Annotated in this window: 12 protein-coding genes; all 12 read right to left on the reverse strand. The window is 68.7% G+C overall.

Going from position 1 to position 16,489, the window contains the following annotated elements:
* Positions 1-19 precede the first annotated feature (19 nt).
* Entirely contained in the window at positions 20-1,873 is a 1,854-nt protein-coding gene (locus tag NS3_RS11245) for an alpha/beta hydrolase-fold protein (protein ID WP_084495368.1), read from the reverse strand.
* 193 nt (positions 1,874-2,066) lie between these two features.
* The gene (locus tag NS3_RS11250) at positions 2,067-3,104 is read right to left on the reverse strand and encodes an alpha/beta hydrolase (RefSeq protein WP_084495370.1); all 1,038 of its coding nucleotides are present in this window, start codon (positions 3,102-3,104) and stop codon (positions 2,067-2,069) included.
* Between the two features lie 367 nt (positions 3,105-3,471).
* Positions 3,472-4,551, reverse strand: a complete 1,080-nt coding sequence (locus tag NS3_RS11255) for an alpha/beta hydrolase (RefSeq protein WP_067857842.1) — start codon at positions 4,549-4,551, stop codon at positions 3,472-3,474.
* Positions 4,552-4,893: 342 nt separating this feature from the next.
* Entirely contained in the window at positions 4,894-5,937 is a 1,044-nt protein-coding gene (locus tag NS3_RS11260) for an alpha/beta hydrolase (RefSeq protein ID WP_067857845.1), read from the reverse strand.
* 247 nt (positions 5,938-6,184) lie between these two features.
* Positions 6,185-8,122, reverse strand: a complete 1,938-nt coding sequence (locus NS3_RS11265; protein ID WP_067857848.1) for an arabinofuranosyltransferase AftB family protein — start codon at positions 8,120-8,122, stop codon at positions 6,185-6,187.
* Positions 8,123-8,129: 7 nt separating this feature from the next.
* Positions 8,130-9,062, reverse strand: coding sequence for a decaprenyl-phosphate phosphoribosyltransferase (locus tag NS3_RS11270; RefSeq protein WP_067857851.1), 933 nt, complete (start codon positions 9,060-9,062; stop codon positions 8,130-8,132).
* Between the two features lie 93 nt (positions 9,063-9,155).
* Positions 9,156-9,686 (reverse strand): phosphatase PAP2 family protein, encoded by a 531-nt coding sequence (locus NS3_RS11275; RefSeq protein ID WP_067858225.1) that lies wholly within the window; start codon positions 9,684-9,686, stop codon positions 9,156-9,158.
* A 101-nt stretch (positions 9,687-9,787) separates the two neighbouring features.
* Positions 9,788-11,698, reverse strand: a complete 1,911-nt coding sequence (locus tag NS3_RS11280; RefSeq protein ID WP_169811632.1) for a glycosyltransferase — start codon at positions 11,696-11,698, stop codon at positions 9,788-9,790.
* 74 nt (positions 11,699-11,772) lie between these two features.
* The gene (gene glf / locus NS3_RS11285) at positions 11,773-12,996 is read right to left on the reverse strand and encodes a UDP-galactopyranose mutase (protein WP_067857857.1); all 1,224 of its coding nucleotides are present in this window, start codon (positions 12,994-12,996) and stop codon (positions 11,773-11,775) included.
* Between the two features lie 295 nt (positions 12,997-13,291).
* Positions 13,292-13,849, reverse strand: coding sequence for a hypothetical protein (locus tag NS3_RS11290; RefSeq protein WP_067857859.1), 558 nt, complete (start codon positions 13,847-13,849; stop codon positions 13,292-13,294).
* A gap of 237 nt (positions 13,850-14,086) precedes the next feature.
* Positions 14,087-14,860, reverse strand: coding sequence for a MerR family transcriptional regulator (locus tag NS3_RS11295; protein ID WP_067857862.1), 774 nt, complete (start codon positions 14,858-14,860; stop codon positions 14,087-14,089).
* 121 nt (positions 14,861-14,981) lie between these two features.
* A complete protein-coding gene (locus tag NS3_RS11300) occupies positions 14,982-16,379 on the reverse strand; it encodes a SpoIID/LytB domain-containing protein (RefSeq protein ID WP_245649564.1) in 1,398 nt (465 codons plus the stop codon).
* Between the last annotated feature and the right edge of the window lie 110 nt (positions 16,380-16,489).

Here is a 16,489-nt window from a genome sequence, read left to right on the forward strand (position 1 = left end):
CGGCATCGGCCGCCGCCGGTCAGACGGAGTGAATCTCCGCCTTGCCGTCGCGCACGGTGACGAACCCGGCCTGGAAGTTCTGCTGCACGCCTCCGGAGACCGGGAACTCGTCGCTGATCGGGAAGCCGAGCCTGCCGTTCTCGAAGCCCTCGGACTGCCAGGCGTCCATGATCGGGCCGTTGCGGACCGCCCAGGCGCCCGACAGCGGGCTCCAGTAGATGCTGCCGCCTTCGAACCGGCTGAACCGGCCCAGATCCTTCAGCGGGGCCTCCTCCGCCGCCGGGAAGCCGAGCCAACTGCTTTCGTATCCCATCTGCGCGTACTTGCCCAGGACCAGACCCTGCACCCGGAACACTCCGGTGTTCGGGCTGTAGTAGAACGGCCCGCCCTCGAAGGCCTGCACCGCGCCGGGCTTGTTCGGCGTCTGGACCTCCGGACCGATCGGGTAGCCCGCCGGGCCGCGCTCGTGACCCTGCTTGCCCCATTCTTCGAGAATCGCCCCGCGCACCACCTGCGCGCCGGTCTGCGGTGTCCAGTACAGCGCGCCGTGCTGGAAGGACTGCACCCGCCCGCGGCCGTCGCCCAGATCGCGTTCACCGCCGGTCGGCAGGCCGAGCACGCCGTCCGGACCACCCGCGGCCTGGTAGCCACCGCCGATCATGCCTGCGACCACGTGCGCACCGCTCTCGGGCGAGAAGAACACCCGCCCGCCCCGGAAGTCCTGGGCCACCCCGCCTTTCACCCGGTATTCGCCGGTGAGGCATTCGCCCAGCCAGCCGTTGCCCGCCACCACCGGCGCGATCGCGCCGCCGGGAGCGCACGCGGGCTTGTCCGGCTCCACGGCCAGCGCGGCCGCGGCCTGCGGCCAGGACTGCCGCATCTCGAAATCCCAGTACGGCCAGCTGTGCGTACCGGAGGCGCGGTAGTTCACCGTCGCCGGGATCTTCAGCTCGCCCAGCTTGGTCACGAAGTTCTGCGAGGTCAGCCTGGACAGGATCTCCAGGCCGGTGCCCCCGTAGTTGGTGCTCACGCCGGGGATGCCGGATGCCTGGTCGAACGGCCCCGTGGTGCCGCTGCCGCTGGAGATGTAGAGGCTGACGCCCGCGAGCTTGTCGGCCAGCAGGTACGGGTCGTGTGCGGCCCACTCGGGATTCGACGGCGGGCCCCACATGGCGTCGGAGTCGAAGCCGCCCGCGTCGCGCATGGCGAACTCGATGGCCTGCGGCATGCCGAGGGTCGTGGTGGTGAGAAAGCCCGAGTAGGACGCGGCGTAGCGGGCGAAACCGGGGTTGCGTCCGGCCAGGAACATCGCCGCCGTGCCGCCCATCGACAGCCCGGCCAGGCCGCGCGCGTCGGTGGCGCGCCACTGGCTCTCCAGCAGCGGCGGCAGCTCCTTGGTCAGAAAGGTCTCCCACTGGTAGTTGCGTCCGTTGTCCGGACGCAGCCAGTCGGCGTAGAAGCTGGACTGGCCGCCCACCGGGAGCACCACGGTCACGTTCTTGTCGGCGAAGAACTCCGCGGCGCCTGCATCCTTGGTCCAGCCGCTCTCGTCGTCGTCGGCGCGCAATCCGTCCAGCAGGAACAGAGCCGGAAACCTGGTGTCGGGCCGGGCATTCCAGTCGCGCGCGAGCAGCAGCTGCACCTGAACGGGGGCGCCCATGGCAGGTGAGGTGACCCACAGCGTGACCCGTCGATCGTTCAGCCAGACCGCCTGCTGGACAGTTGCTCCAGAAGCCGCCGCTGTCGGCTCAGCGACCGCTTTCACACTCATCGGGGTCGTCGTGATCGCCGTCGGCAGCAGAGTCATCGCGGCGACCAGGGCGAATCCACCGAAGATCGACCGGACACCGCCAGCGCGGCGCCGACTCGGCATACTCCAAGCAAATCCGGCCACCCGCTGTTTGTACCCCGGTCGAAGCGGGATTCCGGGTAAGGCACGCCGCGCGTGAGCAAGCGGTGACCGGAACGAACGAGGCCGTCGCTTCCGGATTCGGAAGCGACGGCCTCGTGGTCTTCGTGGCCGGTCCGTGGTGGACCGGGCCCGTCTCAGACGGTGGGTTCGGTGGTCACCAGGCGCCGGTGGCGTCCAGAATGCCCTGACGCGAGTTCCACAGCTGCGACTCCCAGTACTTCCAGGAGTGCGTGCCGGTGGCGGGGAAGTCGAAGTGCGCCGGGATGTTCAGCGACTTCAGACGGACCTGGAACGCGCGGGTGTTGACCAGCGAGAGGGCTTCCAGCGCCATCGCGTTGCCGGTGTTGAACACGCCGACCGCCGAGTTCGGGCGATCGTGCTGGCCCGGCAGGCCGCTGGAGGCCGAGATGTACATCGGCAGGCCACGCAGCTGCGGCGCGAACACGAACGGATCCATGCGCAGCCACTGCGGGCTCCACGGGGCGGCCATCGAGTCGACGTTGTAGCGGCCCGCGTCGAGCATCGCGATGCGGATCGCCTCACGCATGCCCGGCGCCGAGATGTTCAGGTAGCCGGAGTAGGACGCGGCGTACTTGAACTGATCGCGGTGGTAGGCGGCCAGTGCCAGCGCGGCGCTGCCGCCCATGGACAGACCGGCGACGGCGTTGTTGGTCTTGGAAACACCGTATCCGGCAAGGAAGTTCGGCAGTTCCTCGGTCAGGAAGGTTTCCCACTTGTAGGTGGTCTTCTGGCCGTTGGTGCTGGAGGGGGCGTACCAGTCGGTGTAGAAGCTGGACTCACCGCCGACCGGCATCACCAGGGTGATGTTGGCGTCCTTGAACTGGTCGACGGCGTTGGTCTCGAAGGACCAGGCGTTGCGGTCGTCACGCGCCCGCATGCCGTCGAGCAGGTACAGCGCGGCGCTGCCGCCACGCGAGGCCCACTGGACCTGAACCTTGATCGGACCCATGGAGGAGGGAACCATCAGCTCTTCGTATCCACCGGCCGGCGCGCGCAGCACCGGGGCGTGCACGGGAGCGGCGGTAGCGACCGTCGGGGCCGCCACTCCGGCGGCGAGCGGTAGCGCCAGCGTGGCGGCACCCACTGCCAGGATCCGATGACGCCAACCGCGAGGTGTGCCTCGCTTACCCGACGGGACTCTCTTCGGCGCGGCGGCCCTGCCGAATCGCATGAATGTCGCTCTCTTTCTGCTGTTGTGGTGTAGCCACGCCGAGCCGACGCGGCACCACCCGTGCTGCCAACGAGACGCACGTCACCACGCACCGGCCCCGACAGTCCGGCGCTTGGTGACGGCGCTACAACGATCTGGTCACACTTGTGCTCGCGGAAGAATATTCGACCGGAGATTTCCCGGCAAGACCGAGATATTTCCGTTGGCCGATATCCCACCACGCACGGCAGTGTGATCGTGCGGTGACCATACCGCGTTCGCGCCGCGATGTCGTCTCGGATGCCGGATTGCCGTCGGCCGATGCCAAGTCGCGCACCGGAATCCGCCGGGCGCGCGGCGGCGCACCCGGCGGTTCGTTATCGCTGCGCTAACCGATATGCGCCGACATATCCGGCAACATCCTGGTGGCCTCGTCACGCCAGTTGTTCCACGCGTGGATTCCGAATGGCGGGAACGAATACACCGCGTTGCCGCCGCCCAAGGTCGCCATCCGCACCTGGAACGAACGCGTATTCGCCAGCGCGAGCGCTTCGAGCATCATGCCGTTGAGGGTGCCGAAACTCGGCGGGTCCGAGGATGAGGGCAGGCCACTGGCCGCCGCGACCCAGATCCGAGTGCCGTTTCTCACCAAGTTGGGCGCGAACACGAACGGATCCATGCGCAGCCACTGCGGACCCCACGGCGGTGCCATGGCATCGACGTTGTAGCCGCCCGCGTCGAGCATCGCGAGACGGATGGCCTCGCGCATGCCCGGGGCGGAGATGTTGAGGTAGCCGGAGAACGAGCCGGCGAAGCTGAACTGATCCGGGTGATAGGCCGCCAGCGTCAGCGCGGCCGAGCCGCCCATGGACAGGCCGAACGCGCCGTTGCGGTACGGATTGAACCCCAGCCGGTCGCGCAGCGCCCAGCGCAGGTTGTTGGTCAGGAAGGACTCCCAGGTGTAGCGATAGCTCTTGCCCGGACCGCCGGTGAACCCGTTCAAGCCGCCCGAACCCGTACTCGATCCGCTGCCCGCCGGAATGCCGAAGAATTCACTCGGCGCGTTCCAATCGGCGTAGAAACTCGACATACCGCCGACCGGCATCACCACATTGATGTTCCAGGAGGCCAGCAGCGCCGGGATATCGGTCTCGATTTCCCAGCCGTTGAGTGTCTCCGGCGCGCGCATCCCGTCGAGCACATAGACGACGCGATTGGTGTTGCCGTTCGCGGCTCGCAGCACACGGGTTTTGATAGCGCCCATATCGGAATCGACCCAGAAATCGAACGCCCGGGGGTCGAATGCGGCCGAGGCCGCCGCTCCGCCGCCTGCCATCGAGACCCCGAAGGGCACCAGCAACGCGGTTGCCAGTCCGGCCGCCCAGCCTCGCCTCCACGAGCGCGATGTGGACCCACCGCGCGATCCGGACGCCCTCGGCGTCGCACGTTTCCAGCGGAGACCTCGCATACCATCGACCTTTCTCCGGGACGATCGGCAACTGTCTAGCTATCTGGCTGGTCGCCTCATCCGAGCCCAGGGACAGGTCCGAGAGCGGACCGGGCGAGACGACCTCGGCGCATTCTCTCCGAGTATCAATCGACAACGATCGCCTACATGTTGCTGGAAAGTGATACCGCTCACAAGCATGCGAGGCTGCCGCTACTGATTCGTTGCCGATTCGGTTACGGATCTCCCCCGGTCGGGGGCATGAAAAACCGCCCGCGACGTCAACGCCGCGGGCGGTTGTGGTCCCGCCGGCCGGGTTGCCGGGTGATCGCGCACCCGCCGCCCGGCCCTCGGGGCAATCGGTCAGCCGATGTGCGCCGACAGATCCGGGATCATCCGGTAGACCTCGGTCTCCCAGTAGCGCCAGTTGTGCACGCCGACCGCCGGGAAATCGTAGGTGACATTGTTCGCGCCCAGGGTCGCCATTCGCACCTGGAAAGCACGGGTATTGGCCAGTGCCAGCGCCTCCAGCCCCATCGCGTTGAGGGTGCCGAAGCTCAGGCCGTCCTGCGCGGCGGGCAGGCCGCTGCCCGCCGAGACCCACAGGCGGGTGTTGTTGGCCTTCAGCCTGGGCGCGAACACGAACGGGTCCATCCGCAGCCACTGCGGACCCCACGGCGGCGCCATCGAGTCGATGTTGTAGCCGCCCGCGTCGATCATCGCGACCCGCAGCGCCTCACGCATACCGGGGGCGGAGACGTTGAGGTAGCCGGAGTAGGACGCGGCGTAGCCGAACTGGTCCGGGTGGTAGGCGGCCAGCGTCAGCGCGGCCGAGCCGCCCATCGACAGACCGAACACGCCGTTGCGGTTCGGGTTGAACCCGAGACGGTCGCGCAGCGCCCAGCGCAGATTGTTGGTCAGGAAGGACTCCCACGTGTAGCGGGTGCTCTTGCCGGGACCGCCCGCCAGCATCTGCATCGCGCCCGAGCCCGACGAGGACGCCGAGGCCGAGCCGCTGGACCCGCCGCCGATGCCCAGGATGGTGCTCGGGGCATTCCAGTCGGCGTAGAAGCTGGACATGCCGCCGACCGGCATGACCACATTGATGTTCCACTTGGTCAGTTCGCGGGCGACTTCGGTGTCGATCTCCCAGCCGCTGAGGTCGTTGCGCGCGCGCATACCGTCGAGCGCGTAGACCACACGGTTGGTGTTTCCGTCCGCGGCGCGGAAGATCCTGGATTTGATCGGACCCATGTCCGAGTCCACCCAGAAATCGAATCCGGAGGGGTTGAACGCCGCCGAGGCGGTGGCTCCACCACCGGCCACCGTCACACCGAGCGGCATCAACACGGCAATCGACATCACCACCGCGCGCTTGAGCCATGCGCCGGCTCTTCGAGCTCGCATCTTCTTTTCGGCCTTTCCTTCGAGCGGCCGGACTCGACCGCGTCCAGCGGCGCCTGGGCCACCGGAATTGAACTAAGTCCAGAACACGCCCGCGGGCGTCGCGGACGAGCCTAACTCCCTACCCCGCCACGGACGTTACCAAACCGAGACAAAGAGGTATATCCCACTATCACACTGCAACCTCTGCGCCAAGAGTGCACGTTCGAGGCCCGTGTGACAACCCGTGATGTTTATCGGCTCGGCGAACTCAGCGCGGCGGCTGCGGGAACGGGTCGACCAGACCGCATCGCGCGATCTCGTACTTGGGCACCCGATCGATGCGGTACTTCGCGAAGTCCAGCGCGTTGCGCAGGTTGTGCCGGAATCGTTCGAAGGTGAGCGGATCGCGCGTGGAGACCAGCAGCGCGTGGGTGTCCTCGCAACTGAGCGCGGTCCTGGCCTGGGTCACCCACTTCTCGTCGAGGAACCACGGCATCCACGGCTTCTGGTCGACCATGCCCGCGTCGACGATGACCCAGTCCGGGTACAGGCTCTTGTCGTGGCCGATGCGTCCGTCCACGAGCCGGTCGCTGTGCGCGGCCAGCGGATAGGCCAGTCCCATCGGATCGATGACCCGTACGTCGAGCGGGACGTTCATGCTCGTCATACCCAGATTCAGGAAGTAGACCGTGTGTCCGGCCCCGTCCTCGGGGATGGGCTGCGGCGGCGGCGCGATGTACCAGAACATGAACGACGGCGAATTCAGCAGCAGGCCGCCGTTGGGGTTGCGCCTGATATCGGCGACCATCGCCCGCATACGCGGATAGTCGAGGTAGTCCTCGGCGCGGATCGGGTGGTCGTGGCCGGTGTTGAGCACGTAGTAGACGCGCTCGTCGACGATGCCCGACTCGTTGATCTTGGTGCCGGAGGTGATCGCGGTGGTGCCCGCGGCGAACAGTGCCCAGCCCACGGTCGCGATCCAGGCCAGCAGCACGAAGCCGAAGCTGCGCCGCGCGACGGCCGACCCGGAGCGCGGCAGCCGCAACGGCAGCACCGAGACCGGCAGCAGCAGCAGGAACACCTGCGCCAGCAGCATCCGACCGTGCATGAAGTCGCCACCCACGCGCAACGCGTAGACGGTCAGGATCAGGCCGCTGAGGATCACCAGGGTCACCACCGCCGCGGGCGAGCGCAGCCACCGCCGGACCTTCGCGAACCGGGCAGCGCCGGCGCCCTCGTCCTCGGCCAGGGGGGCGGGCGACCAGGCGGGCAGCCCGCCGCCGCGCATCGCGACCACCGCCGCGGCCAACAGGATCAGCAACGGCAGCCACAGCAGGTACGGGCCGACCAGATCCCACAGGTAGGTGAAGCCCTGCTCCCACTTGGCGCCGCCCGCGTCCTTGGCGACGGCGGTGTTCGGATAGGGCAGGCCGTAGTAACCCATCCGCCAGATCTGGTAGCCCAGCGGCACCACACCGGCGACCGCGACGATCCCGATCCGGGTGGTCACCGGGCCGAACCGCCATGTCGGCATCGGCGCGAAGAAAATCATCAGCAGCGCCAGGCCGCCGACCAGGGTCATCTCCGGGCGGATCAGCGGCGCGAGCCCGGCCAGGAAGACCAGCCAGGCCAGCCCGCCCGGCCGCACCCGGTCGGTCTGCGCCCAGCGCATCATCGACCACCACAGCACCGCCAGCCAGCAGATCACCAGGCCGGTCTCCAGGCCGGAGGTGACGTAGTCGCGGGCGGGCGGCAGCGCGATGTAGACGAGCACACCCGCGGGCAGCAGCAACGACGATCCCGCACCGCCCCACAATCGGGCCGAACCGAGCATGGCGAACACGACCGCGATCAGCGAAAGGGTCAGCGCCACACCGAGGACCACGTACTCCAGGCGAACCTGGGTGAGCCAACTGAAGAACCAGACGATGTAGGTCCAGGCGGTACTGGTGTTCGCCTCGACCCGCTCGTCCATGTTGAACACCGGGCCGTTGCCCGCGAGCAGGTTGCGCACCGTGCGCAACACGATCAGGCCGTCGTCGGCGATCCAGCGACGGTTCCACCCGCCGATCGCGAACAGCGCGACGGTGAGCGTTATCCCACCGACGAAGAGGGCCGAAGGCAGGCGTAGCGCCGACGAGACCGATCGCTCCTGCGCGGCAGGACGATCCGTCTCGTCTTCAGTTCGCTCCGCTGCATCGACCAACTTCTCGTCAGGTGAGATAGACAGCGACACCTACCGCTCCGATCCAGGCGATGGCGAGGAACTGCAGAATGCGGTCCCCCAAGGCGATCTCTTCCGGTTCCCCTGCCTCACCGCCGTCGACGTCGACCGCGTAACGCAGGATGGCGATGGTAAACGGCACCATGGAGATCGCGAACCAGGTGGTGTCGTTGGCACGATCCTGCTCGAAGGCCCACAGGCCGTAGAAGACGACGACCGCGGTGGCGGCGAGGGTCCAGATGAAGCGGAGGTAGGTCGGGGTGTAGTACTCGAGCGACTTGCGGATCTTGGCGCCGGTGCCCAGCGCGATCTGCAGTTCGGCGTAGCGCTTGCCCGCCGCCATGAACAGCGAACCGAACGCCATGATCAGCAGGAACCACTGCGAGAGCACGATATTCGCGGCCGCCCCGCCCGCCACCGCGCGCAGCAGGAAGCCCGAGGACACGATGCAGATGTCGAGCACCGCCTGGTGCTTGAGCCCGAAGCAGTAGGCCAGCTGGATGCCGATGTAGACCGCCATCACCACCGCGAGCTGCCAGGAGGCCAGGAAGGCCAGCAGCACCGACGCGGTCAGCAGCAGCACCGACAGGCCGAAGGCGAGATTGACCGGCACCACGCCCGCGGCGATCGGACGGAACCGCTTGGTCGGATGCGCCCGGTCGGCCTCGACGTCGAGCGCGTCGTTGACCAGGTAGATGCCCGAGGCCGCCATGCAGAACACGATGAAGGCGATGGCCACGTGCCCGAGCACGGTCAGGTCGCTGACCGTATCCGGCCCGGCCGCCAGCGGGGCGGCGAGCACGAGCACGTTCTTGACCCACTGGCGCGGCCGGACAGCCTTGATCAGTCCTCCGGCCAGCGACTTGGGCGGACCCTTGACGACGGCATCGGCCAGGTCGGCGCCGGTCGGCTCTTCACTCATCTCAACCAAGGCCTTTTCTCGAGCGGTCACTGTCTTCGATCTCGTCCGTGCTGTCTGCTGTGTCGCGCGGGGCGATAGGCGTGCGTTCGCACGCTACCGTCCCGCGGCCCGTCGCTCGCGCCGCTTCTCGACGGCGAGCAGCGCCGACGCCGACGCCGCGCCCAGCGCCGAACCGGCCAGCACGTCGGAGGGGTAGTGCACCCCCAGCACGACCCGGGAGAGCAGCATCGGGGGGATCAGCACCGCAGGCAAGGGTAGCCCGGTGAGTTTTCCGAGCAACACCGCCGCCGCCGCGGTCGAGGTGGCATGCGAGGAGGGGAAGCTCAGCTTGCTCGGCGTACCCACGTTGACCTGCACCGACGGATGATGGGGCCGCGGACGGCGGACCACCCGCTTGATCACGATGGACGCCGCGTGCGCGCCGACCGCGCCGACGGCGACACCGGCCCACTGCCGCCTGCGCGGCTTGTCGACCAGCCAGCCCGCCGCCGCGACGCCCACCCAGCCGAGCGCGTGCTCGCCGAAGTGCGACATGCCGCGCGCGGCCGAGACCACCGCCGGGTTCGCGCCGATGCTCGACTGCACGGCGTTGATGATCGCGACCTCCGGCGAACCGGGGGCCACCCCGGGCTGCTCGACGGCGGCGGCGGATTCCGCGAAGGCCTCCGCGCGGGCGTTCGGGGATTCGCTCACGCCGTCGTTTTCGTCCACAGCACTGCTCGGGTTCACCGGTTCTCGCCTTCGGTCTGCTCGATGCCGAAGACGTTCTCCCAGGCGGCGGTGCTGGTGAGCCGCGGATGGGCGGCCCGGTAGCGCTCGCGCAGCTCGGGGAAACGTTCGGCCAGTTCCTTGCGCAGCCGCATGGCCTCCTTGAACAGGGCCAGTGCCTGGCGCGGGTCGCGCTTACGGTAGACCACGCCGCGCCCGTCGGCGGTGGTCACTGTCACGCCGTCGACCTGCGAGAGCAGATACCAGCGCGCGTCCAGGGTCGGCACGTTCAGCTGCGGGGTGTCGTGGTGTTCGGGGCGGGCCGGGCGGAAGTTGTGCACCACGCCCTTGACCAGCCTGCCGATCTTGGCGATCGGGTTGGCCGGCTCGCCGACCGCGCCCACGTTCAGGTGCGAGGCCAGCGGCAGCTCGGTCGAAGAGGGCAGGATCACCGCGTCCGGGTACTGCTTGCGCAGCTCGTGCACTGCGCCCAGCGCCGAGGGCAGCAGCTGGAACAGCCGCTCGGGGCCCGCCAGGTAGTCGCGGATCGCCAGGTTCTGGATGGCGACCGTCGAGTACTCGAGGCACAGCAGGTGCTTGAGGGTGGCCTTGATCGTGCTGAGGATCAGGCCGCGGCCGTCGCCGGGCATGTGCAAGGAGGCGACCACCAGCCGGTTGCGCAGATGGAAGTACGCCTGCCAGTCGATGGCGTCGTCCTTGTCGCTCCACGCCATGTGCCACACCGCCGCGCCGGGCAGGGTGACGGTCGGGTAGCCCGCGGCCTTGGCGCGCAGACCGTATTCGGTGTCGTCCCACTTGAGGAACAGCGGCAGCGGCTGGCCGAGCTCCTCGGCCACCTGACGCGGGATCACACAGGTCCACCAGCCGTTGAAGTCGACGTCGATGCGCCGATGCAGCAGCTTGGAGTTGTCACGGTCGCGCAGCGGGTACTTGGCGAAGTCGTGGTCGTACTCGACGTTGGGCGCCGCGCTCCACATGAAGATCGAGCGGTCGACGACCTCGCCCATCACGTGCAGATGCGAACGTTCCTGCAGGTTGAGCATCTGGCCGCCGACCAGCACCGGTGACTTGGCGAAGCGGGAGAAGGCCAGCGCGCGCAGGATCGAGTCGGGCTCGATCTCGATGTCGTCGTCCATGTAGACGATGAACTGGGCGTCGGTGGTCTTCAGCGCCTCGTACATCACCCGGCTGTAGCCGCCGGAACCGCCGAGGTTGGGCTGGTCGTGGATGGCCAGCCGGTCGCCGAGCACCGCGGCGGCCTCGGCGAAGCCCGGCTCGTCGACGACCTTGCGGGTGCCCTGATCGGGGATGATGACCGCGGCCACCTTCTCCAGCACCAGCGGGTCCGAGCCGAGCGCGGTCAGCGTCTTGACCGCGTCGGTGGGCCGGTTGAAGGTGGGCATGCCGACGGCGATGCTGCCCTCGCCCGGCGCCTCGATCGGGGCGAACCAGCCGCCGGACAGCAGGGTGACCGCGGTGTCGGTGGTGATGTCGAACCAGATCCAGCCGCCGTCCTCGAACGGGGCCAGCTCGGTCTCGAACTCCACGGTGGTCGAATCCGCACCCGCCGCGACCGCGAACTCCTTGCCCTGCACGTGGATTCGCGAGCCGTCGGCCTTGGAGCGGTAGACGTCCACCCGGCCGTGCCCGGCCAGTTCCAGGCGCAGCACCACCGAGGTCAGGATCGTCCAGCGGCGCCAATAACTGGCCGGCAGCGCGTTGAAGTAGGTGCAGAACGAGACTTCCGATTCCGCGCCGATGGCCAGCGAGGTGCGGGTGGCCGCGTGCGCGCGCCGGGCGTTGGTCGCCGATTCCTCCAGGTAGAGGGTGCGCACATCCAGCGGTTCACCGGGGCGGGGCAGGATGATGCGCTGGAGCAGCGATTTCGCGCGGGTCTCGGTCGTCATGTCTTCCAATATCGGGTGGGAGGTCGCTGGTGGAGTCATCGTGACTTTCGTTGTATGCGCCCCGGGTTCTCGGCTCAGTTCTGCTCGTCGACCAGCGGGGCGCCGGTTTCCAGGTGCGGGCGCAGCACGTTGTCGAACATGCTCAGCGCCGAACCGATCGCCATGTGCATGTCCAGATACTGGTAGGTGCCCAGACGCCCGCCGAAAAGCACTTTGGCCTCGGCGGTCTCGCGAGCGGCACGCTCCCGGTAGGCCAGCAGCTTGGCACGGTCCTCAGGGGTGTTGATCGGGTAGTACGGCTCGTCGCCGGTCTGCGCGAAACGCGAGTACTCGCGCATCACGACCGTCTTGTCCGTGGGGTAGTCGCGCTCGGGATGGAAATGGCGCGGTTCGATGATGCGGGTATAGGGGACGTCGGCGTCGTTGTAGTTCATCACCGAGGTGCCCTGGAAGTCGCCGGTCTCGAGCACTTCGGTCTCGAAATCGATGGTGCGCCAGCCGAGTTCGCCCTCGGCGTAGTCGAAGTAGCGATCCAGCGGGCCGGTGTAGACGACCGCGGCGTCCGGGTTCGCGGCGCGCAACTCGTCACGTACCTCGAACCAGTCGGTGTTCAGCCGCACCTCGATGAGGTCGGAGGCGGCCATGTTCTCCAGCCACTTCGTGTACCCCTGCATGGGCAGGCCCTCGTAGGTGTCGTTGAAGTAGCGGTTGTCGAAGGTGTAGCGCACCGGCAGGCGGGTGATGTTGCCCGCGGGCAGTTCCTTCGGATCGGTCTGCCACTGCTTGGCGGTGTAGTCGCGCACGAACGCCTCGTAGAGCGGGCGGCCGATCAGCGAGATCGCCTTCTCCTCCAGGTTCTGCGCGTCCTTGGTCTCCACCTCGGCGGCCTGCTCGGCGATGAGCTTGCGTGCCTCGTCCGGGGTGAAGTAGCGGCCGAAGAACTGCGAGATCAGGCCGAGGCCCATCGGGAACTGGTAGGCCTGGCCCTTGTGCATCGCGAAGACGCGGTGCTGGTAGTTCGTGAATTCGGTGAACTGTGTGACGTAGTCCCAGACCCGCTTGTTGGAGGTGTGGAACAGGTGAGCGCCGTACTTGTGGACCTCGATCCCGGTCTCGGGTTCCGGCTCCGAATAGGCATTGCCGCCGAGGTGGTAGCGCCGGTCGAGCACCAGCACTCTCTTGCCGAGCACGGTGGCCGTGCGTTCGGCGACGGTCAGCCCGAAGAAGCCGGAGCCGACGACGATCAGGTCGAACTGTGCGTGGGATTTTGCGGAGCCGGGAGACGATGCGACGGTCACGGGAGCCCAGAGTATCGGAAGTCCGGCCGGGCGCAGGGTGCAGTCACACCCTGACGGCGGCCGCCCGGTCCCGCGCCGCTCTCCGCCCTGGTGAGAGCGTTCACACCGGCCCGCCGACCCCGCCTCACCGGCACGGCGGCTGCTGCCCGGGCGGCGCCGGACGACTGCCGTGCGCCGCGGAACCCGGCGTGAGGCCGCCGTTCGCCCGGCCCGCGAAGGCGACAGGCGTGCTGTATCTCTTCGGTGGCCGTGGGGCCTCGAGCCAGCGCGTGGTCGACCGGGCGAGGATGCGGCCTTACCGGCTCGGCGTAGCGGGGCCGGTGGCGAAGTCAGGACTGGGCACGAACCAGCGGGCGGTGGCCGGGGCGTTGACCGCCAGGACCAGGATCAGCGGCAGGACGCAGGCGAGGGCGCTCGGGAGCCAGGCGCCGTGCACGAGGGCGTCGATCACACCGGGCAGGCCGGTGGTGGCGACGGCGATGTCGACGGCGGCGCCGCCGGGCTCCGACCAGCGCACGCCGTAGTCGGACTCGTAGCCGGACAACGATGCGAGCAGGCCGAGCAGAGCGAAGGCGAGCCACGCGCCCGCGCCGAGCAGGACCGTCACGCGACCCTCCTCGGCTCTGCGGTACATCCGCAGCGCGCCGTAGGCGAACAGGCCGGTGAGCAGAGCCGCGCCGAGCACGGTGGCCACGGCGAGGGAGTTGTCGTAGACACCGGAGTCGGTGACGAACGAGCCACCCAGGACGAGCAGGCCGATCAGGTTCGCGGCGGCGGCGAGCGCGGCGAGCCAGACGGCCACGGTCGCGGCGACGCCGCCCGGTCCGGTGGAGCTGACCTCACCCTGGCTCATGGGTTCCTCCTGATACGCGACGACGGAACGAATCGGGCTCCGCACAAGTCGGGCGCGAACGGACCAAGTATGCGCAACGGCCGGGCCTCGTACGCCCGGGACCCGTGCCGGAAACAGCGACGCCCGCGCGGGATTCTCCCGCGCGGGCGTCGTGTTCACGGCAGGCTCTCGGCGTCGATCGCCTCCACCCGGCCCGGCGACGCGGGACCGGCGCGGGCTCGACCGGCCTCGCCACGGCTAGCGCATCACCGCCTCGGCGTAGGACTTCATGGCGTCCCGGACGTAGGCGGCCGTGCCCTCGCCGTGCTTGTCGTAGTTCGCGCCGAATCGGGGATCGGCGACGTACATCTCACCCAGGCCGATGAACGCGTCCGCGGTCACCTCCCTGTTCCCCCAGCCCAGCGCGATCCAGTCGCGGTGGCGGGCGGTGATGGCACGCACCTGCTCGCTGTCGACCGGCAGTCCCGCGGCGTGCGCCCGGCCGAAGTCGGCGGCGATGTCGAGGCAGTCCTGCCCGAATTGCCGCTTCTGCTCCTCGGTCAGCGACCGATACCAGGCGTCGCTGCTGGTGTAGGCCTTTTCGCCCCAGCGTTCGATCACCTCGTCCTTGTATCGCGTGTGGTCGAAGCCGTCGAAAACCTCTGCTGCCACGAGTTGCTCACCTCTTTCCGTCTTGTGCAACGTGGTTCGCACCGAGTCGATCAGCCGCACGATCCGCTCCTGTTCCTGTTTCAGCAGGTCCAGATGGGTGCGCAGCGCGGCGGCAGTGTCCTGTTCGCCTGCGAGGACCTCGGCGATGACGGGCAGGCCGAGGCCGAGTTCGCGCAGCAGCAGGATGCGTTGCAGCCGCAGAAGGGAGTCCTGGTCGTAGTATCGGTACCCGTTGGCGCCGATCCGGCTGGGCGGCAACAGCCCCAGCTGCCCGTAGTGGCGCAGCGTCCGGCTGGTGGTGCCCGCCGCTCTCGCCAGGTTCTGGATCGACCATTCCCCGGTGCGGGTGTCCGTCGCCATGACCGGTTCTCCTTCCCCCGATCTTCTCGGTGAAACCAGTCTGCAAATTGACGCTACGTCAAGGTCAAGCATCTTTTCCAGGACCGATCGGCCACACGATCGGCCCTGCTCGGCGACACGCTCAGGGTGCTGGAACCGCAGGCGGACCGGAGGGTGCGGGAATCTCGGAGGGGCGGACCGGATCGGCGAGCGGCCGGCGCGACGCCGGTGCGCCTGCCGGAATCACCGCCTCGACCGGCGGTATGGCGAACAGGCTCTCGCCCGGCGCCGAGTCCTCGGTCGGGCCACCTCCGGCCACGCCACCTTCCGCCACGCCACCTTCCGCCTCGCCCGGAGTGACCTCGGCCGGCGGGTCGAGGATGTCGGTGCCCGGGATCATCTCCAGCAGCGTGGTGAAGTCGACGACCTGCACGCCGAGGAGTTCGGTGGCGATGATGACCCCGTTCCCGAACAGCCGATAGGTGCCCGCCTGCTGCGGCAGTTCCGACTCCGGGCCGAGCGGGGAGCCGAGGGCGCTCGCGGGACCGCCGATGCGCTCGTATTCGATGTCGATCACCGTCGGCCCCTCGGAGGGCGCCGGGGCGTCGGGGTCGATGTCGCCGGGCCCCACCGGCGGGCGGACGATCGCGAGTTCGGCGGGGGTGGGGCCGACCTCGAAGGTCTGGATGTCGGCGGGACTGCCGCCGCCGGGCGCCGCGGAATACTCCGACCGCAGAATGTGCCCGTCGCGCAGGAGGACCTGACCGGCGGTGGAAGCCACGGCAGCGGCCGAGCGCGGATCTTCCCGTTCGGTGCCGGGATAGACCTGGCAATCGGTGCTGTCGCAGGTCTGCGCGTAGGGGTAGCGCGTCTCGGCCAGCGCGTAGGACCGGGCCGCGACGGCCTGGGCGCGCAGTGCTTCGTTCGCGCCCTTGTCGGCCCAGTTCGCCTGCATCTCCGCGGGCACGACGCCGAGCAGGTAGTCCTCGACGTCGACCCGGTTGACCGTGCGGAACGCGCCGTCTTCGGTGGCCACGCCGAGCGCGCCGCGGTAGGCGCCTCCCTCGCAGAGAGTCAGATGCTCGGCGGCCGGACGGGCGGGCTTCGGGTCGAGCGGGTAGAGCCACGGATCCGATGTCGCCGTCTGCCAGACGACGTCACCGTCGCACCCCACGGTGACCACGACGTTCGCGCCGCCGTCGGGCAACGGGGTCAGATGCGCGACCTGCCCTGGTTCCAGGACTCGTCCGGCCACCCGGGCGCCCGCCTCGGCATAGGCGTCCAGTGCCCTGTCGTCGAGACCGGTCAGTCGCACGGCGAGGGTGGTCGGGCCGATCGTGCCGATGGTCGCGCCGGGGTAGTAGTGCGCCAGGATCTGCTCGGCGGTCCTGCCCTCGGTGGCGCTGTCGAAGGCGCCCGCCTGGCTCATGCCGCGGCCGTGGCCGGGACCGGCCAGGGGTGAATAGTCTTGTGCGGCAGGCCGATCGGTGGCGGCGAGCGCGCCGCCGATCAGCAGTGCCGTCGCGCCGGTGAGCACCACCGGTCGCAGTCGGATCGCCGGGGGTCCGACCCGGTTCCGAAGTCGCGTTCGGCGCCGGGTCCGGCCTAGCGGTCCGCAGTCGTTCTGATGTCCGTCGCTACGCATCGTCA

It is taken from the genome of Nocardia shimofusensis NBRC 100134, from assembly GCF_001613125.1.
Taxonomy (GTDB): domain Bacteria; phylum Actinomycetota; class Actinomycetes; order Mycobacteriales; family Mycobacteriaceae; genus Nocardia; species Nocardia shimofusensis.

Coding starts and splice junctions, on each gene's coding strand:
- NS3_RS11295 (WP_067857862.1), bottom strand. CDS start 14,860: ATGGCGACGGACACCCGCACCGGGGAATGGTCGATCCAGAACCTGGCG.
- NS3_RS11280 (WP_169811632.1), bottom strand. CDS start 11,698: ATGACGACCGAGACCCGCGCGAAATCGCTGCTCCAGCGCATCATCCTG.
- NS3_RS11250 (WP_084495370.1), bottom strand. CDS start 3,104: ATGCGATTCGGCAGGGCCGCCGCGCCGAAGAGAGTCCCGTCGGGTAAG.
- NS3_RS11260 (WP_067857845.1), bottom strand. CDS start 5,937: ATGCGAGCTCGAAGAGCCGGCGCATGGCTCAAGCGCGCGGTGGTGATG.
- NS3_RS11270 (WP_067857851.1), bottom strand. CDS start 9,062: ATGAGTGAAGAGCCGACCGGCGCCGACCTGGCCGATGCCGTCGTCAAG.
- NS3_RS11255 (WP_067857842.1), bottom strand. CDS start 4,551: ATGCGAGGTCTCCGCTGGAAACGTGCGACGCCGAGGGCGTCCGGATCG.
- NS3_RS11245 (WP_084495368.1), bottom strand. CDS start 1,873: ATGCCGAGTCGGCGCCGCGCTGGCGGTGTCCGGTCGATCTTCGGTGGA.
- NS3_RS11290 (WP_067857859.1), bottom strand. CDS start 13,849: ATGAGCCAGGGTGAGGTCAGCTCCACCGGACCGGGCGGCGTCGCCGCG.